The 15847-nt window shown below is 69.0% G+C and carries 15 protein-coding genes; 9 read left to right on the top strand and 6 right to left on the bottom strand.

The features are described 5' to 3' along the window. Both HB724_RS19000 and HB724_RS18995 read left to right on the top strand, forming a co-directional pair. Positions 1–808: DUF815 domain-containing protein (locus HB724_RS19000; protein ID WP_213982519.1), on the top strand; the 808-nt coding region annotated here is incomplete at its 5' end. Positions 809–884: 76 nt separating this feature from the next. Next, the gene (locus HB724_RS18995) at positions 885–1898 is read left to right on the top strand and encodes a sensor histidine kinase (protein WP_213982518.1); all 1014 of its coding nucleotides are present in this window, start codon (positions 885–887) and stop codon (positions 1896–1898) included. Here the strand turns inward: HB724_RS18995 and HB724_RS18990 are convergent. Next, complete coding sequence (locus HB724_RS18990; protein WP_213982517.1) at positions 1895–3676, bottom strand: ATP-binding cassette domain-containing protein; 1782 nt, start codon at positions 3674–3676, stop codon at positions 1895–1897. The two genes, HB724_RS18995 and HB724_RS18990, sit on opposite strands and share 4 nt — an antisense overlap. Positions 3677–3879: 203 nt before the next feature. On the opposite strand from HB724_RS18990, the gene HB724_RS18985 reads away from it, so the two are divergent. From HB724_RS18985 to HB724_RS18975, 3 genes are all read left to right on the top strand, one after another. Then, positions 3880–4236, top strand: a complete 357-nt coding sequence (locus HB724_RS18985; protein WP_213982516.1) for a hypothetical protein — start codon at positions 3880–3882, stop codon at positions 4234–4236. A gap of 34 nt (positions 4237–4270) precedes the next feature. Further along, on the top strand, positions 4271–4939 hold the full coding sequence (locus HB724_RS18980; protein ID WP_213982515.1) for a response regulator transcription factor: 669 nt from the start codon (positions 4271–4273) through the stop codon (positions 4937–4939). A 131-nt stretch (positions 4940–5070) separates the two neighbouring features. Then, positions 5071–6423 carry a HAMP domain-containing sensor histidine kinase gene (locus HB724_RS18975; RefSeq protein ID WP_213982522.1) on the top strand — a complete coding sequence of 451 codons (1353 nt, stop codon included), beginning with the start codon at positions 5071–5073 and terminating at the stop codon, positions 6421–6423. A 15-nt stretch (positions 6424–6438) separates the two neighbouring features. Here the strand turns inward: HB724_RS18975 and HB724_RS18970 are convergent, their stop codons facing one another. The 3 genes from HB724_RS18970 to HB724_RS18960 form a co-directional block, all read right to left on the bottom strand. Continuing rightward, positions 6439–7017: a DUF2059 domain-containing protein gene (locus HB724_RS18970; RefSeq protein WP_213982514.1), complete on the bottom strand. Its 579-nt coding sequence runs from the start codon at positions 7015–7017 to the stop codon at positions 6439–6441. A gap of 103 nt (positions 7018–7120) precedes the next feature. Then, a complete protein-coding gene (locus HB724_RS18965) occupies positions 7121–8116 on the bottom strand; it encodes an LLM class flavin-dependent oxidoreductase (RefSeq protein WP_213982513.1) in 996 nt (331 codons plus the stop codon). A gap of 32 nt (positions 8117–8148) precedes the next feature. Then, positions 8149–10476: a S8 family peptidase gene (locus HB724_RS18960; protein ID WP_275956622.1), complete on the bottom strand. Its 2328-nt coding sequence runs from the start codon at positions 10474–10476 to the stop codon at positions 8149–8151. Between the two features lie 141 nt (positions 10477–10617). Between HB724_RS18960 and HB724_RS18955 the strand changes: the two genes are divergently transcribed. From HB724_RS18955 to HB724_RS18940, 4 genes are all read left to right on the top strand, one after another. After that, positions 10618–11280 carry a pyrimidine 5'-nucleotidase gene (locus tag HB724_RS18955; protein WP_213982512.1) on the top strand — a complete coding sequence of 221 codons (663 nt, stop codon included), beginning with the start codon at positions 10618–10620 and terminating at the stop codon, positions 11278–11280. A gap of 1 nt (position 11281) precedes the next feature. Next, on the top strand, positions 11282–12100 hold the full coding sequence (gene dapD, locus HB724_RS18950; protein ID WP_213982511.1) for a 2,3,4,5-tetrahydropyridine-2,6-dicarboxylate N-succinyltransferase: 819 nt from the start codon (positions 11282–11284) through the stop codon (positions 12098–12100). A gap of 77 nt (positions 12101–12177) precedes the next feature. After that, a complete protein-coding gene (locus tag HB724_RS18945; RefSeq protein ID WP_213982510.1) occupies positions 12178–12942 on the top strand; it encodes a tryptophan 2,3-dioxygenase in 765 nt (254 codons plus the stop codon). Continuing rightward, positions 12939–14051, top strand: a complete 1113-nt coding sequence (locus HB724_RS18940; RefSeq protein WP_213982509.1) for an aminotransferase class V-fold PLP-dependent enzyme — start codon at positions 12939–12941, stop codon at positions 14049–14051. The genes HB724_RS18945 and HB724_RS18940 overlap by 4 nt, the downstream gene beginning before the upstream one ends. Before the next feature lie 201 nt (positions 14052–14252). Here HB724_RS18940 and HB724_RS18935 read toward each other — a convergent pair whose 3' ends face one another. Further along, a complete protein-coding gene (locus HB724_RS18935; RefSeq protein ID WP_213982508.1) occupies positions 14253–14681 on the bottom strand; it encodes a CoA-binding protein in 429 nt (142 codons plus the stop codon). A 4-nt stretch (positions 14682–14685) separates the two neighbouring features. Then, positions 14686–15648, bottom strand: a complete 963-nt coding sequence (locus HB724_RS18930; RefSeq protein WP_256731627.1) for a P-loop NTPase — start codon at positions 15646–15648, stop codon at positions 14686–14688. Positions 15649–15847 lie beyond the last annotated feature (199 nt).

Below are 15847 nucleotides of genomic sequence, written 5' to 3'. Positions count from 1 at the left end.
CCGCGGCCCCGGCCCTCCCCCCCCCGGCCGGCCCGCACCCCCCCCCCCGGGCCCCCACCCGCCGGCCGGCCCCCGCGCCCCTCCCGCCTATGTCTGGCGGGGGCACCGCCTCGCCGCCGCGCGCGCCTTCGCGCCGCTGCCGCTGGCGATGCTGCGCGGCGTCGATTCCCAGCGCGAGGCGCTGGTCGCCAATCTCGATCGCCTCGCCGCCGGCCATGCCGCGCAGGACGTCCTCCTCTGGGGCGCGCGCGGCACCGGCAAGTCGGCGCTGGTCAAGAGCGCGGTCGCCGACGTGCAATCCCGCGGCGGCGATCTCGCGCTGGTCGAGGCGGTGACGCTCCATCTCGAAACCCTGCCCGAGCTTTTCGCGACCCTGGCCGCCGCCAACCGCCCCTTCGCGATCTTCCTCGACGATCTCGGCTTCGACGCCGCCGGCGATGCTCGCGCCCTCCGCTCGATGCTGCAAGGAGGCGCCGAGGCGCGGCCGGAGAACAGCCGGCTGATCGTCACCTCCAATCGCCGCCATCTCGTCCCGCGCGACATCGCCGAGCAGGCCAGCGCGATAAACCCGCGCGACGCGGTGGACGACAGCCTGGCGCTCGCGGACCGCTTCGGGCTGAGCCTCGGCTTCCACGTCGTCGATCAGGATACCTATCTCGACATCGTCCGCGGCTATGCCGAAGCCCATGGCCTCGCCTTCGATCCCGCCGACGCGATCGGCTGGGCGACGCGGCGCGGCAGCCGCTCGGGGCGCGTTGCCTGGCAATATGTCGTCGATTTGGCAGGACGTTCCGGCAAGTCTTTGTAAATTAGGGTAACCTGGGTCTACCATCGGCGCGCGCATGCTTGACTTGGCCGGGCCGCTATAGCCTCCCTTCCCGCACATGCGGGGCATTGGGGAACTCGATCTTCCGGAGAGGCTTGCGCCCGCGATACCGCGCTGGGCGACGGCGATCGGCGTGGGGCTGCTCGCAACGGCCTGCGCGGGATCCGTCCTCTTCCTGCTCGATATGCTGGCGCCCGGCGGCGGCGTTTTCCCGCTCGTCTTTCCCGCCGCGATGATCGCCACGCTCTTCGCGGGCCGGCTCGCCGGCGCGACCGCGGGAACCCTGACGATCCTGTTCGCCTGGTATTATTTCCTGCCGCTCCCGAACTCGTTCCGTTTCGAAACGCCGGCCCAGGCGGTATCGGTCGCCATGGTCTATATCGCCTGTGCGATCACGATCGCGCTGGCCGAGTTCTTCCGCCGCTCGGTGCAGCGGGCGACGCGCGAGCGCGACCGCCAGATCGCCGAGCGCGACCTGTTCCTCGAGGAGTTCGAGCATCGGGTGAAGAATAATTTCACCCTGGTCGCCTCGCTGCTCGACATGCAGCGCCGCCGCGCCGGCCAAGGCGAGACGGCCGAAGCGCTCGGCGCGGCGCTGGCGCGGATCGAGAGCATCGCCCGCGCGCATCGCCACCTCTATCGCGGCGCCAGCGCGCCCGGCACGGTCGACATGGCCACCTATCTCCAGGAGCTCTGCACCGCGCTGGCGGAGGCGCTGTCGCTGCGCGGCGCGATCGCGCTCGATTGCGACGCGGACCATGCCGCGCTTCCGCGCGACCGCGCCGTCTCGATCGGGCTGGTCGTCAACGAGCTCGTCACCAATGCCGTCAAACATGCCTTTGCCGGGCGCGACACCGGCGCGATCCGGGTTGGCTTCGGCGCGCACGATGCCGGCTGGAGGCTCGTCGTCGCCGACAACGGCACCGGCATTTCCCCCGAACCCCGCGCGCCCCGCGGCGACAGCGGCCTGGGCCAGCGCCTGATCGACGGCTTCGTCCGCCAGGCGCGCGGCACGGTGAAGACCGAAAGCGGACCCGAGGGAACCACCGTCACGGTCGAACTCGAAGGCTAGGCGCCCAGGCCCTCGACCATCTCGGCCAGTTCCAGCCAGCGCAGCTCGGCCGCGTCCTTCTCCTCGCGGAGCCTGGCGATGCCGTCGCTCAGCTTCGCGAACTTCGCCGGATCGCGCGTGTAGAGCGCCGGATCGGCCAGCGCCGCCTCGTCGCGCGCGATCAGCCCGTCGATCTCCTCGATCCGCTTGGGCAGCAGATCATAGTCGCGCTGGTCCTTGTAGCTGAGCTTGGTCGCCTTCTTCGGCGCCTCGACGGCCGCCGGCCTGGGTGCCGCGGCCTTTTTCGGCTCCGCCTTGGGCCGGCGCTGCCGCTCCCAATCGGCATAGCCGCCCGCGACGACATCGACATGGCCCGATCCGTCGAGCCCCAGGGTCACCGTCACCGTGCGGTCGAGGAAGTCGCGATCGTGGCTGACGATCAGCACCGTGCCGTCATAGTCCGAGATCACTTCCTGGAGCAGATCGAGCGTTTCCAGGTCGAGATCGTTGGTCGGCTCGTCGAGCACCAGCAGGTTGCTCCGCCGGGCGAACTCGCGCGCCAGCAGCAGCCGCGAGCGCTCGCCGCCCGAAAGCGTGCCGATCTTCGCCTCTGCGATGCTGGGATCGAACAGGAACTCCTTGAGATATCCATGGACGTGCTTCTTCACGCCCAGCACCTCGATCCAGTCGCCGCCGTCCGCCAGCACGTCGCGCACGCTCTTGGCGGGATCCATCAGGCTGCGCTGCTGGTCGATGATGACGCCGTCCAGCGTCTTGGCCAGCTTCACCTCGCCTTCGTCGGGCGCGATCTCGCCGGTCAGCAGCTTGAGCAAGGTCGACTTGCCCGCGCCGTTCGCGCCGACGATGCCGATCCGGTCGCCCTTGGTCACCCGGAAGGTGAAGTCCTTGATGATCGTGCGCTCGCCGAAGCGCTTGGTGACGTGCTTGGCGTCGATCACCACCTTGGTCTGCGCGCCGTCCGATCCGGTGAGGAGGTTCGCCGCGCCCTGCGGCCCCAGCATCGAGGCGCGTTCGGCCCGCATCTCCTTGAGCTTCGCCAGCCGGCCCTGGTTGCGCCGCCGCCGCCCGGTCACGCCGCGCAGGAGCCAATGCTCCTCGATCTTCAATTTCGCGTCGAGCTTCTCGGCGTTGCGCTGCTCCTCGGCATAGACTTGGTCGGTCCACGCCTCGAACCCGCCGAACCCGATCTCGGCCCGCCGGATCGATCCGCGATCGAGCCACAGCGTCTGGCGCGTCAGCCGGGTCAGGAAGGTACGGTCATGGCTGATGACGATGAAGGCGCCGGTGAAACGGTTCAGCCATTCCTCCAGCCATTCGATTGCCGCGAGATCGAGATGGTTGGTCGGTTCGTCGAGCAGCAGCACGTCGGGATCCTGCGCCAGCGCCCGCGCGATCGCCGCCCGGCGCCGCTCGCCGCCGCTCGCGGTCTTCGCCTCGCGGCTCAGGTCGATGCCGAGCTGGTCGGCGATCGCCTCCGCCTCATATTGCGGCGGCGCGTCGCTGCCGGAAAGGACATAATCCAGCAATGTGGTGAAGCTTTCGAGCCGCGGCTCCTGCTCCAGCAGGATCACCTTGGTCCCCGGCACGATCGTCCGCCGGCCTTCATCGGCCTCGATGCTGCCGCCGAGGAGCTTGAGCAGCGTGGTCTTGCCCGCGCCGTTGCGGCCGATCAGCGCCAGCCGGTCACGCTCCCCGACATAGAGGTCGAGATCGCGGAACAACCAGCCCGAGCCCTGGACCAGACCAAGACCTTCGAACGCGAGAACAGGAGCAGCCATGCGGCGCACCTAGGGCCCTCTCCGGCGCCCCGCAAGTTGCGCGCTGCCGACGCCTGTTTTGGGCGGCACCGGCCCGCTCCCCCACCCGGCCACCCAACGGCAGTATCATATGGGTGGCCGGGTGGGGGAGCGGGCCGGCGCCGCAACGCGCCTTTGGGCGCGTTTCCAAACCAATACTGACAAGCATGTTCAGGGGCTATTCAATGCGCCGACCCTATGCCATGCCGATGCCAATGCTGGTGAAACCCGTTCTGTGCGCGTGTCTGGCAGCGATGTCGCTTGCCGGCATCGCGTCCGCGCATCCGTTGCAGCCCGGCATGGATATCGGCCAGGATCGCAGCCAGGGCGCCGCCAGCCAGCGCCGCCAGCTCGGCCAGAACCTGCCCGTGCGCGAGATCGAGCGCCGCGTGATCCCCCGCATGCCCGGGGCGCAGTATCTCGGTTTCGACTATGATCCGTCCACGGACATTTACACGCTCAAGTTCCTGCGCAATGGATCGGTGATCTGGGTGGACGTCGACGGCCGCAGCGGCCGGATCGTCCGCCGGTCGGGCAATTGAACGCCATACGAAGCTCGGACGAGGATAGACAAGAATGCGACTTCTGATCGTCGAAGACGAACCCAATCTCGGCCAGCAGCTCAGGAACGCGCTCGAAGGCGCCGGCTATGCCGTCGATCTCGCCACCGACGGCGAAGAGGGCCATTTCCTCGGTTCGACCGAGCAATATGACGCGATCATCCTCGATCTGGGACTCCCCGAGATCGACGGGCTGACCGTGCTCGATCGCTGGCGCAAGGAAGGCAAGACCACGCCCGTCCTGGTGCTCACCGCGCGCGACAGCTGGTCGGACAAGGTGGCGGGCCTCGATGCCGGCGCCGACGATTATGTCGCCAAGCCCTTCCAGACCGAGGAGCTGATCGCCCGGCTGCGCGCGCTGATCCGCCGCGCCTCGGGCAACGCGTCCGCGGAGCTCATTGCAGGCGACATCCGCCTCGACACCCGCTCGGGCAAGGTCACCAAGGACGGCGAACCGGTGAAGCTCACCGCGCAGGAATACAAGCTCCTGTCGTACCTGCTCCACCACAAGGGCAAGGTCGTCAGCCGCACCGAGCTGATCGAGCATATCTACGACCAGGATTTCGATCGCGATTCCAACACGATCGAAGTGTTCGTCACCCGCATCCGCAAGAAGCTGGGCGCCGACGTCATCACCACCATCCGGGGGCTCGGCTACAGCCTCGACGAGCCCGCCGACGCCTGAAACCCGAGCCGCGCTTGCCTGATCCCGGTCCTTCCCCCCAGTCCGAGCTGAAGGACGACGTTCCCGCCGCGCCGGAGACCGAGCCCCGGCCGCGCCCCTATGTGCGCGTCACCGGATCGGTCAGCCGGCGCATGCTGCTGGTGGCGACAGCGTGGATCATGCTGCTGCTCGTCGGCGGCGGCTATGCGCTCGATCGGGTGCTGACCACCGCCGTCACCCGCAATTTCGACGACCAGCTCGATTATCTCGTCACCTCGATGATCGTCTCGGCCGAGCTCGGCCCGAACGGCGAGGTCGTGCTCAACCGCGAGCTGGCCGACCAGCGTTTCCTCGAGCCCAATTCGGGCGCCTATTGGCAGATCAGCGGCAAGGGCTTCGAGCCCTTCCCCTCGCGCTCGCTGTGGGACCGCAAGCTCAAGGTCAACCAGATCCATGACGATCGCGACCTGCACATCTACGACAGCGACGAGTTCGTCGACAAAGGCCCCAGGAACGCCGATCGCGATCCCAACGATCCCGGCAGCCAGCGGCTGCGCATCGCCGAACGCGACCTGAAGCTGCCCGGATCGCCGGTGCGCTGGCGCTTCCAGGTGGCGCAGAGCCGCGAGACGCTCGACGCGCAGATCGCCGCGCTGCGCCGCACCCTGGTCCGCAGCTTCGTGCTGCTCGGCCTCGGCCTGATCGTGATGGTGGGCCTCCAGACCTGGTACGGCCTGCTGCCGCTGCGCCGCGTCCGCACCGAGATCGCCAAGCTGCGCGGCGGCCGCTCGCGGCGGATCGAGGGATCGATGCCCGCCGAAGTCGCGCCGATGGTCGAGGAGTTGAACGCGCTGGTCGAGCATAACGACCGCCAGGCCGAGGAGGCGCGCCGCCACGCCGGCAATTTGGCCCATGCCCTCAAGACCCCGCTCAGCGTCATCATGAACGCGGCCGCGGCCGGCCAGGACGACCTCGCCCCCACCATCATCCGCGAGGCGCGGACGATGCGCCGCCAGATCGACCACCACCTCGCCCGCGCCCGCGCCGTCGGCCGCCGCGGCAGCGCGCACAGCCGCGCGCCGGTCTGGCCGTCGATCGAGGCGGTCGAGCGCGCCGTCGCCCGGCTCTACCCCAATATCCGCATCGACGTGGACGGCGCCAAGGATCTGATCGCGCATATCGAGCGCCAGGATCTGGACGAGATCCTCGGCAACCTAGTCGAGAACGCGGCCAAATATGGCGGCGGCAGCGTGTTCATCACGGCGAGCGCCCAGGCCGGCTTCGTCGAGATCCTGGTCGAGGACGACGGCCACGGCATCCCGGAGGCCGACCGCCTCCGCATCTTCGATCGCGGCGTCCGCCTCGATTCGGGCAAGCCCGGCACCGGCCTGGGGATGGCGATCGTCCGCGACGTGGTGGAAATCTACGGCGGCACGGTCAGCCTGGAGGAGAGCGAGGATCTGGGCGGCCTGCTGGTGCGGCTGAGGCTCCCGGCGGCGGCCTGAAGCCGCTCGCTTCGCCTATTTGCTTTCCTGTGCGGCGGAAAGGCGGGCGGTCAGCGCCTCCACGCGCTCCTGCATTCCCGACATCGCCTCGGTCATCATAGTGCGCTGAGCCGCCAGCACGTCCGGATCAGACATGATCGTCGCTGCCTGCGCAGCATATAGCCGGCCGGCGGGCGTTTCGAAAAACGCCGAGATCGCTTTCAGGTCATCCAGCGTGAAGCGCCGCGCATAGGCCCGCGCCATGGCATCCAGCATGCCTGGCATCGCCGCCTTCGTCATGGAGATCGAATGCTCGAATTCGCCCTTGATGAATTCGTCCATCACCTCGGCGAATTTCGGATTTTCCGCCTTGGCGGCGTCGAACATCGGCGAGCTCATCATCGCCGAGCGCATATTCTCCATCATCGGGCGCACCATGCGTTCGATCATCGCATCGCGCTGATCGGCGGGCATGATCTTCCCGATGAGCGCTTGCGCGGCAGCCAGCCGGGCCGGATCGGGCGCCGTTGCCGTGGACGAAGCGGTCTGCGCGAGTGCCGGTGCCGCCGGCAACGCTACAGCCAGCGTGGCTGCGGCAAGGATCGATCGAAGCATCAGATTTCTTCCCCCGATTCGCCGAGGACCGGCGACCCGACAATTCTTACGCCCGTTCGCAGGCATTGCCACCCGGGGATAGCGCGTGCCGCTCGGCCGAAGCTCAAGCCACCTCCACCGCCCGCATCGCCTCCGCCGCGATCGTCAGGCTGCGCTTGCGGGCCTCGTGATCGAACATCGCGCTGGTCAGCATCAGCTCGTCCGCGCCTGTCCGCTCGATGAACGCCGCGAGCTCGCGGCGCACCTTGTCCGGCCCGCCGATCGCCGATGCCGAGAGTACCTGCCCCAATATCGCCTCGCCCTGCGCGCCCAGGCTCTCGCGATAGCCGCGGATCGGCGGCGGAAGCTGGATGCCGCGCCCGGTGCGGATCGCGACGAACGCCTGTTGCTGCGAGGTGGCGAGATATTCCGCCTCCGCATCGTCATCGGCGGCGAACACGTTGTAGCCGAGCATCAGATGCGACTTCTCCAGCACCTCGGACGGCTTGAAATTGCGGCGATAGACCTGGATCGCCTCATCGAGCAGCCCCGGCGCGAAATGCGAGGCGAAGGCATAGGGCAGGCCCAGCGCCGCCGCGAGCTGCGCGCCGAACAGGCTCGATCCCAGGATCCAGAGCTGCACCTTGGCGCCCGCGCCCGGCGTCGCGCGGATGCCGGTCTTGCCGTCGTCGGCGAAATAGCTCTGCAGCTCGAGCACGTCCTGCGGAAAGGCATTGGCGTCGCTATCGAGCGTCCGGCGGATCGCATGCGCCACCCGCTGGTCCGATCCCGGCGCACGGCCCAGCCCCAGGTCCACCCGGCCCGGGAACAGCGCATCCAGCGTGCCGAACTGCTCGGCGATCTGGAGCGGCGCATGGTTGGGCAGCATGATCCCGCCCGCGCCGATACGGATCGTGCTGGTCGCATGGCCGACATGCGCGATCACCACCGAGGTCGCGGCGCTGGCGATCCCCTCCATCCCGTGATGCTCGGCCACCCAATAGCGGGTATAGCCCAGCCTCTCCGCATGGGCGGCGAGATCGGCTGCGTTGGCGAGGGATTGGGAAACCGTCCCGCCCTGGATGACGGGGACGAGGTCGAGCAGCGAATATGCGGTCATGATCCGCACATGGGGAGCCGCATGCCCCCTGCCTAGAACCCCCAGGTAAAACGAATCGCGCCGCCCTTGTCGGGCGGCAGCGCCGCGAAATTGCCGGGCTGGCTGCGCAGGAACAGGTTGCTGCTGATGTCGCCGCCGGCGAGCGGCCAGCGATAGCGCAGCTCGTAATCGATCTCGCGCCCCTGCGGCGCCAGGTTGATGTGCGAGACCGCCCAGCTATCGACGCTCTCGGTATAATAGTCCCAGCCCTGGGGCAGCGCGATGTCGATCCCGCCGCTCGCCACGCGCAGCGGCTGCGCGACGCGGAAGCCCAGAGTGTCGCCGCGCAGGAGCAGCCCGGTCTTGCCGATATCGCCTGAAAAGGCGTTGGTGCGGATCAGCCCCGATCCGCGCACGCCCGCACGCAGCTGCGCATCGGTCCAGCCCTGGCGCATCGATCCGCCCAGGTTCCAGCCGCCGCCCAGATCGGCGCGCAGCCCCAGATCGACGAACAGGCTGTCCGCCCGCGCCGCGCCCAGCGCGCCCGAGAAGCGCGCACCGAGCACCGTATCGTCCTCCGCCAGCCGCGTCAGCGACAGGCCGGCGCGCAGCCCGCCGAAACGCCGGTCGAGCGCCAGCGTGGTGCGGCCATAGCCGAAGCGTTCGGGACGCCACCGCAACCCTTCGAACTCGGTATCGCGCCGCGTCAGCACGTCGCCGAACTCGGACGCCACCGTCAGCCCCCAAGACCCCAGCGCCTGGCGCACCGCCACCGATCCGCCGACATCGACGTCGAAGCCCGAATTGGTCGCGGGATCGCGCGCCACCAGGAATGCCGGATCGTCGCGCCCGGCCAGCCGCGCGGTCAGGGCATTGCCGCTCTCCGACGCACCGATCGCGAACTGCGCCTTGCTGCCCAGCCGTCCGCTCACCGTCGCGGCGAGCATCCGGGCGATGCCCGCATCCTCGCCGGTGATCCCCAGCCGCTCGATCCGCACCGAATCGCGGCCCGGCACCAGGCTCACCGCCACCTGCATGTCGTGCATGCCGACCGAGAAGCTGCGGTCGCGCGAGGCCATCAGGTCCGGCAGCCGCCGCGCGAAGCCCTGGCGGTTGATCGTCCGCGCCAGGTCCATCGCGAAAGCGCGATCGAACGAATCGAGCACCACCGCGCCCAGCGCGCCCTGCCGGGCATCCCCCATCGGCGCCGAGAGCGAGGCATTGACCTGTTGCGAGGCGACGCCGCCCGATCCGGCGAGCGACATCGTTCCCACCGGTTCGAACGCGCGCGTGAGGTCGAGCACGCCATGGCCATAGACCGCGTCCACCCCCGCCGGCCCCACGTCGCGCGCGGTAGCGAACAGCAGCTGCACGATCTGCGCGCCGCTCATGTTGGGGAAAGCCTGGGCCAGCAGCGCCACCGCCCCGGCGATCTGCGGCGCCGAGAAGGAGGTGCCGGACCAGAGGAACGGCACGCCGGTCTGGTCGGGCGCGCGGACGTCCTCGCCCACTGCAGCCAGATAGGCGCCGGCACTCGTCCCGGCACGGTTCGAGAAGCTGGAGATCACGTCGTTGGCGCCGACCGATCCGGCGATGATGATCAGCCCGCGCGCGATCGCGGCATTGTTGGCCGCCGATGTGAATTCGTCCGGATTGAGGGCATCGGGGCCGTCATTGCCCGCCGAGATGACGAGCACGATCCCCGCTGCCGTAGCGCGGTCGATCGCGCGGAGCAGCACCGGCTCGGGCGCCGATCCGCCGAGCGAGATGTTGACGACGCGCGCGCCGCCCGTCCGTGCCGCGTCGAGCCCGGCGGCGATGGCGACATCGTCGAACCGGCAGGGGCTCTCGCCGTTGCTGCCGGGCGTTCCGGAGCAGGAGCCGACCGAATCCGCCCGCGCGACGATGAGCTGTGCGTCGAACGCCACGCCATGCGTGCCCGCACCGTTGCGCCGCCCCGCCAGCGTGAAGGCGACGGCGGTGCCGTGCCCGCCGACATCGTCGATCGATCCGTTGCCGGCCGCGTCGATCGAGGCGCTGGTGATGCGGCAGCTCGCCGTTCCGATGCCGCCCGAACAATCGCCGAACTCTTCGCTCTGCAAGTCGATGCCGCTGTCGATGATCCCGACGCGGATGCCCGAGCCGGTATCGCCGCGATCATAGGCGATAAGCGCGTTCATCGAGACCGCGCCCACCGTCGCGCGATACTCGGCCGTGTCGTAACTGGCGCCCGGCGTGGGAGTCGGCGATGGTGCCGGGGTCGGAACCGGGGTGGGCGTGGGGGTCGGCACGGGCGCGGGCGGCGGATTGATTCCCCCGCCGCCGCCTCCCCCGCTGCACGCGCCGAGAGCCGCCAGCCCCGCCAGGGCGGCGGACCGCATCAAACGCGCGCCAGATACCGAACGCATATCACCTCATCCCCCACGAGAGCGCCGGACTAGTATCGAATATGTTTCCGTTTCTTTAGGCCGGCCCATCCCTGCCTTGCGATGCCCGCGGCCACTCCCTAGAGCCCGGCCACCATGCTCGCGCAGCTCACCCATGTCCGCAACTGGATTTTCGATCTCGACAACACCCTGTATCCGGTGAGCGCGAACCTGTTCCCGATGATCGACGCGCGGATCGGCGCCTATGTCGCGGACCTGCTGAATGTCGGCCCCGAAGAGGCCCGGCGCATCCAGAAGGATTATTTCCACGCGCACGGCACCACGCTTTCGGGCCTGATCGCCGATCACGGCGTCGATCCGCACCATTATCTGGGCTATGTCCACGACGTCGACATGAGCGTGCTGGAGCGCAATGAGGCGCTGGTCGAGGCGCTGGCCCGGCTGCCCGGCCGCAAGCTGGTCTTCACCAATGGCGACGCGCCCTATGCGGGCAAGGTGCTCGACCGGCTCGGCCTGGCGAACAGCTTCGAGGCAATCCACGACATCCACGCCACCGCCTATCGCCCCAAGCCCGATCCGATCGTCTATCGCGGCCTGTGCGAAGCCTATGACCTGGACCCCGAACACTCGCTGTTCGTCGAGGACATGGCGCGCAACCTCAAGCCCGCCAAGGCGATCGGCATGACCACCGTCTGGATCGACAACGGCTCGGAACAGGGTCCGGGCGCCGATCGCAGCTTCATCGATCACACCATCACCGATCTCGGCCAATGGCTGCACGAAATATTGGAGAATTGAGTTGACCGACCTCGCATCGACCATCGACGCCGCCTGGGAGGACCGGGCGAACCTGGGCTTCTCGACCCAAGGCGCCGTGCGCGAAGCGGTCGCCGAAGCGCTCAACCTGCTCGATCGCGGCGAGGCGCGCGTGGCGGAGCCGGTGGACGGCGGCTGGCAGGTAAACCAGTGGCTCAAAAAGGCCGTGCTCCTCTCCTTCCGCCTCAACGACAATCAGGTGATGCAGGGGCCCGGCGGCGCCAACTGGTTCGACAAGGTGCCCTCGAAATTCGCCAATTGGGGCGAGGAGGCGTTCCGCGCCGCCGGCTTCCGCGCCGTCCCCGGCAGCGTCGTCCGCCACGGCGCGCATGTCGCCAAGGGCGCGGTGCTGATGCCGAGCTTCGTCAATATCGGCGCCTATGTCGGCGAAGGCACGATGGTCGATACCTGGGCGACGGTCGGCAGCTGCGCGCAGATCGGCAGGAACGTCCATCTCTCGGGCGGCGTCGGCATCGGCGGCGTGCTCGAGCCGCTCCAGGCCGATCCCGTCATCATCGGCGACGGCGCGTTCATCGGCGCCCGCGCTGAAGTCGCCGAGGGCGTCCGCGTCGGCGAGGGCGCGGTGCTGTCGATGGGAGTCTATCTGGGCGCCTCGACCAAGATCATCGATCGCGCCACCGGCGAGGTCCATCGCGGCTATGTTCCGCCCTATGCGGTGGTCGTCCCCGGCAGCATCGGCGGCGGGGACGGCAAGCCCGCGCTCTACTGCGCGGTGATCGTCAAGACCGTCGATGCCCAGACCCGCTCCAAGACCGGGATCAACGAACTGCTCAGGGATTGAGCAAAGTCGCCCTCGAAATTGGTATCGCTTGCAACTAAGGCTCCCGGCACACGCCGGGATGTCCTAAAGGCAAGCGCATGACCGAACCCATGACCTATGGGCGCTATCTCGCGCTCGACCAGCTCCTTACCGCCCAGCATCCGCTGTCGGACCGGCATGACGAGCTGCTGTTCATCATCATCCACCAGACCAAGGAACTGTGGCTCAAGCAGATGATCGCCGAGATCCGCGCGGCGCTCGATCTGGTCCGCACCGACAAGCCGGTGGAGGCGTACAAGTCGCTCGCGCGCGTCAGCCGCATCCAGGCGGTGATGACGCTGAGCTGGGACGTGCTCGCGACGATGACGCCCAGCGACTATACCCGCTTCCGCGAAGTGCTCGGCACCAGCTCGGGCTTCCAGTCGGATCAGTTCCGCGCGGTGGAGACGCTGCTCGGCCTGCGCGGCGGCGGCGTGCCCGGCCCGCTCACCAACGAAGTCGCGGCTATCCCGAGCCTGTGGGACGAAGCCAATGCCGCCCTCGCCCGCGCCGGCTTCGCCCTGCCGCCCGAGGCGCTGGAGCGCGACTGGAGCAAGCCCTATACCCCCAGCAAGGCGGTCGAGGATGCCTGGACCCAGGTCTATCGCGACACCGCGCGCTGGTGGGAGCTCTACCAGCTCGCCGAGAAGCTGGTCGACATCGACGACGCGCTCGCCACCTGGCGGCACAAGCATGTCATCACCGTCAGCCGCGTGATCGGCATGAAGCCCGGCACCGGCGGCACCCCTGGCGTGCCCTATCTCGAATCGACCCTGTCCAAGCGCGCCTTCCCCGAACTCTGGACGCTGCGGACCCAATTATGAGCGCCAGCTACAAGCGCCTGTTCCAGCGCGCGCTCGCGGCAGCGCCGGATCGGCTGCACTTCGCCGCGCACAGCCACCATCTCTGGCCCGATGCCAGCTATGTCGGCCAGATCGCCGCCTGGGAGGACGGGGTGCGCCTCGCCGACCGCAAATGGGATCGGGTGATGGGCGAGATCTGGCCCGCCGCCCAGGCGCATGTCGCCGCCGAGCTCAAGCTTCCCGATCCCGCGACGATCGTCTTCGCACCCAACACCCACGACCTGCTGCTCCGCATCGCCTCCGCGCTGCCGCAGCGCCCCTTGCGCATCCTCGCGAGCGACGGCGAATTCCACAGCTTCCGCCGCCAGAGCATGCGCTGGGAGGAGGCGGGCACGGCCACGGTCGACCGCGTCCCGCTCGATCGGCTGCTCGATACCGCCCGCGCCGGCGCATATGACCTGATCTTCACCAGCCACGTCCAGTTCGGCACCGGCCATGTCTTCGAGCAGCTCGCCGAGCTCGCAGCGCTGGCCCGCCCCGAAGGCCCCTGGGTGGTGATCGACGGCTATCACGGCTTCATGGCCGTCGAGACCGATCTTTCGGCGATCGCGGACAAGGTCTTCTACCTCGCCGGCGGCTATAAATACGCGATGGCCGGCGAAGGCGCCGCCTTCCTCCACGCCCCGCCCGGCTTCGGCCCGCGTCCCGAGATCACCGGCTGGTACGCCGAGTTCGACGACCTCTCGCTGCCGCCCGGCCGGATCGGCTATGCCCCCGACGGCCGCCGCTTCCTGGGCGCGACCTTCGATCCCTCGGGCATCTATCGCTTCGTCGCGGTGCGCGACATGCTCGCCGACGAGGGGCTGACCACCGCCGCGATCGCCGCGCACGCCGGCACGCTCAAGCAGCAGGTGCTTGCCGGAATGCCGCTCGACGCCGATCTGCTCAACCCCGGATCGCCGGCGCGCTTCCTCGCGCTGCGCAGCCCCAGGGCGGGGGAGTGGAAAGCCGCGCTGGAACGGCAGGACGTCCTCACCGACGTCCGCGGCGACGTGCTGCGGATCGGCTTCGGGCTGTACCAGGACCAGCGCGACGTGGAGCGGCTGATCGAGGCGCTCGGGACGCTTTAGGGACGGATCGCCCTTCAGCGGGGGCAGCCCCCTTCCGTCACCCGGCCGAAGTGCCGGGGTCCACCGTGCGGCTGGGAGAGCCGCTCACAGCTTAGAGGGGCTCGCTCGCGGAGTGGACCCCGGCACTTCGGCCGGGGTGACGGATGAGGGACGGGACAGCACTCCCCATCGGGTGCTTGGCCAAGGCTGGCCGACCCGAGCCTAGCCGACCTTCGCCACGCCCAGCCGCGGAATCTCGATCGCCGGGCAGCGGTCCATCACCACCTTCAGTCCCGCCGCCTCGGCCCGCGCGGCGGCTTCCGCGTTGATGACGCCGAGCTGCATCCACACCGCCTTGGCGCCGGCCGCGATCGCCTCGTCCACCGCCTCGCCCGCCGCGCCGGGGCGGCGGAAGATGTCCACCAGGTCGATCGGCTCCCCGATCTGGCTCAGCTCGCGAAACACGAACTCGCCATGGACATGCTCGCCGGTGATCTGCGGGTTGACCGGGATGACGCGGTAGCCCTGGCGCTGGAGGAACGCCATCACGCCATAGCTCGGCCGATCGGGTCGGTCCGACGCGCCGATCATCGCGATCGTCCGGGTTTCCTCCAGCAGCGCCTTGATGTCCTCGTCGCGCGTCAGCGGCATCGGTCTATCCTCCGGTCTTGAGCCAGCCGTCCACCTTCGCGGCCAGTTCGGCAAACACCTGCGCCTCCGGCCCGTTCCCCGCGGCGGGCGGCTTGCCCGCGTCGGAGGCGGTGCGGATCGCGATGTCGAGCGGCACCCGGCCGAGGAACGGCAGCCCCAGCCTCCCCGCCGCCGCCTCCGCGCCGCCGCTCCCGAACGGATCGGAGACCTCGCCGCAATGCGGGCAGGCATAGCCGCTCATATTCTCGATCAGCCCGATCACCGGGATGCCCGCCTTGCCGAACAAGTCGATCGCCCGCGCCGCATCGATCAGCGCCAGATCCTGCGGCGTCGATACGATCACCGCGCCGGCCGGCTTGTGCTTCTGGATCATCGTGAGCTGCACGTCGCCCGTGCCCGGCGGCAGATCGAGCACCAGCAGCTCGGCATCGCCCCAGTCGGCATCGACGAGCTGGCCCAAGGCCCCGCCCGCCATCGGCCCGCGCCAGGCGATCGCCTGCCCCTCGGCCACCAGCCCGCCCATCGAGAGCATCGGCACCCCATAGGGCGTCGCGACCGGGATCAGGATCTTGTCGCGCGCCTTGGGGCGGATGCCCTCGACATTCATCAGCTTGGGCTGCGACGGCCCGTAGATATCGGCATCGACCAGCCCCACGCGCCGCCCCAGCCGCGCCAGCGCGATCGCGAGATTGGCCGCGACGGTGGACTTGCCCACGCCGCCCTTGCCGCTCGCCACGGCGATGATCCGCCGGGTGCGCCGCTCGCTGGTGAGCAGCACGCGGACCTCGTCCACCCCCGCGATTCCCGCCGCCGCGGCGCGGACATCGGCTTCCAGCGCATCGCGCGTCTCGGGCGCCAGGCCGGTCACGTCCAGCACGATGCTGGCCCGCCCCCCCTCGAATCGGGCGGTCGCGCGGCCCGCCGAAATCGGCGCGAGGACGGCTTCGATCTCTGTGGAATCAGTCATGCCCGGGTCACATAGGGACACAATCGGCACGCGCCACTGTAAATCCGCGCGTCCGGCCTTATAAAGGAAGGCATGGCGAACCTTTCTGTCCGGAATTTCTTGGCCGGCATCTTCAAGAACGAGGCTCCGAAGAGCCCGTGGGGCGGCGGCGGAAGCGGCGGCGGCAATGGCGGCTCCGGTGACGGCAAGGGCGGCGGCA

Source organism: Sphingomonas sp. dw_22, from assembly GCF_018449795.1.
Taxonomy (GTDB): domain Bacteria; phylum Pseudomonadota; class Alphaproteobacteria; order Sphingomonadales; family Sphingomonadaceae; genus Sphingomonas.
Note: the sequence above shows the minus strand (reverse complement) of the source record. Positions and strands in the feature narration are given on the sequence as shown.

Excerpts from the sequence above, each read along its gene's own strand:
- HB724_RS18935 (WP_213982508.1), bottom strand. The coding sequence starts at position 14,681 with ATGCCGCTGACGCGCGACGAGGACATCAAGGCGCTGCTGGAGGAAACC.
- HB724_RS18940 (WP_213982509.1), top strand. The coding sequence starts at position 12,939 with ATGAGCGCCAGCTACAAGCGCCTGTTCCAGCGCGCGCTCGCGGCAGCG.
- HB724_RS18995 (WP_213982518.1), top strand. The coding sequence starts at position 885 with ATGCGGGGCATTGGGGAACTCGATCTTCCGGAGAGGCTTGCGCCCGCG.
- HB724_RS18980 (WP_213982515.1), top strand. The coding sequence starts at position 4,271 with ATGCGACTTCTGATCGTCGAAGACGAACCCAATCTCGGCCAGCAGCTC.
- HB724_RS18955 (WP_213982512.1), top strand. The coding sequence starts at position 10,618 with ATGCTCGCGCAGCTCACCCATGTCCGCAACTGGATTTTCGATCTCGAC.
- HB724_RS18975 (WP_213982522.1), top strand. The coding sequence starts at position 5,071 with ATGCTGCTGGTGGCGACAGCGTGGATCATGCTGCTGCTCGTCGGCGGC.
- HB724_RS18965 (WP_213982513.1), bottom strand. The coding sequence starts at position 8,116 with ATGACCGCATATTCGCTGCTCGACCTCGTCCCCGTCATCCAGGGCGGG.
- HB724_RS18970 (WP_213982514.1), bottom strand. The coding sequence starts at position 7,017 with ATGCTTCGATCGATCCTTGCCGCAGCCACGCTGGCTGTAGCGTTGCCG.
- HB724_RS18960 (WP_275956622.1), bottom strand. The coding sequence starts at position 10,476 with ATGCGGTCCGCCGCCCTGGCGGGGCTGGCGGCTCTCGGCGCGTGCAGC.
- HB724_RS18930 (WP_256731627.1), bottom strand. The coding sequence starts at position 15,648 with ATGACTGATTCCACAGAGATCGAAGCCGTCCTCGCGCCGATTTCGGCG.
- HB724_RS18990 (WP_213982517.1), bottom strand. The coding sequence starts at position 3,676 with ATGGCTGCTCCTGTTCTCGCGTTCGAAGGTCTTGGTCTGGTCCAGGGC.
- HB724_RS18985 (WP_213982516.1), top strand. The coding sequence starts at position 3,880 with ATGCGCCGACCCTATGCCATGCCGATGCCAATGCTGGTGAAACCCGTT.
- HB724_RS18945 (WP_213982510.1), top strand. The coding sequence starts at position 12,178 with ATGACCGAACCCATGACCTATGGGCGCTATCTCGCGCTCGACCAGCTC.